Source organism: Chloroflexota bacterium (assembly GCA_015478725.1).
GTDB lineage: Bacteria > Chloroflexota > Limnocylindria > Limnocylindrales > CSP1-4 > C-114.
This window is the reverse complement of record JADMIG010000139.1, coordinates 1-1,161: the sequence shown is the minus strand read 5'-3', so window position 1 is coordinate 1,161 and position 1,161 is coordinate 1. Positions and strand designations below refer to the sequence as shown.

General features: G+C 62.6%; 1 protein-coding gene. It reads right to left on the bottom strand.

Going from position 1 to position 1,161, the window contains the following annotated elements; translation table 11 throughout:
- The coding region (locus IVW53_16150) for an IS630 family transposase (GenBank protein ID MBF6607090.1) at positions 1-1,069 on the bottom strand (1,069 nt) is incomplete at its 3' end.
- Positions 1,070-1,161: the final 92 nt, after the last annotated feature.

Sequence of the window (1,161 nt, the reverse complement as noted above, 5' to 3'; positions counted from 1 at the left end):
GGGTATATGCAGCCAGCGTTGTGAGGATCTCGTCGGCGTTCTTGTGCCAGACGTAGGGACGGGGATCCTCGTTCCACTGGTCGACCCAGTGGGTGATGGAAGCCTTGAGTTCCTTGGTCGAATGATGGGTGCCTCGGCGCAACCACTTCTCGGTGAGCTCGGCGAACCACCGCTCCACCATGTTCATCCACGAGCTGTAGGTCGGGGTGAAGTGGAGATGGAAGCGCGGGTGGCGAAGCAACCACCGATGGATCTCGGGGGTCTTGTGGGTCGAGACGTTGTCGATGATCAGGTGGACGTCGAGGTCATCGGGCACCGAGCGGTTGATCAGGTTCAAGAATTTGCGGAACTCGACGGCCCGGTGTCTGTCGGTCATGTCGGCGATGACCTTGCCCGAGGCCATGTCCAACGCGGCGTAGAGATTCGTGGTGCCGTTGCGGACGTAGTCGTGGGTGGCCCGTTCGGGGAGTCCCGGGCGGAGTGGCAGGACCGGCGCGGTGCGATCGAGCGCCTGCACTTGCGTCTTCTCGTCGACGCACAGCACCAGGGCGGCCTCGGGAGGATTGAGGTAGAGGCCCACAACGTCCCGCACCTTCTCGATGAACAAGGGGTCGGGCGACAGCTTGAAGGTCTCCCGCAGGTGGGGCTTCAGACCGAAGGCCCGCCAGATGCGGCTGATGCCGGACTGGCTCATGCCGGTGGCCTTGGCCATCGACCGGGTGGACCAGTGGGTGGCGTCGGTCGGCGTCTCCTCCAACGTCTTCACGATGACCCGCTCAACATCGTCGTCGGTGATCGAACGGGGAACACCCGGACGGGGCTCATCATGCAGACCTTCGAGCCGATGCTCGACGAAACGTCGCCTCCACTTGCCCACCGTTGCCGGAGTGATGTCCAATTGGGCAGCAATCTCCCCGTTGGTGCGGTCTGCATCAGCGCACGCCAGGACGATCCGACACCGCAACGCCAGCGCTTGTGCGCTCGTTGGTCGTCTCGCCCACCGTCCGAGCGTGTCCCGCTCGTCATCGGTGAGCTCGACCTCGGCTGTCGGTCTTCCTGCTCGTGCCATTGCTGCCTCCCATCGTCGCTGATGGAAGGAAGAACGCGCACAAACAGACAGAAATTCCTATTTCTGTAAGAATCTCCGACTCAGGACACTAG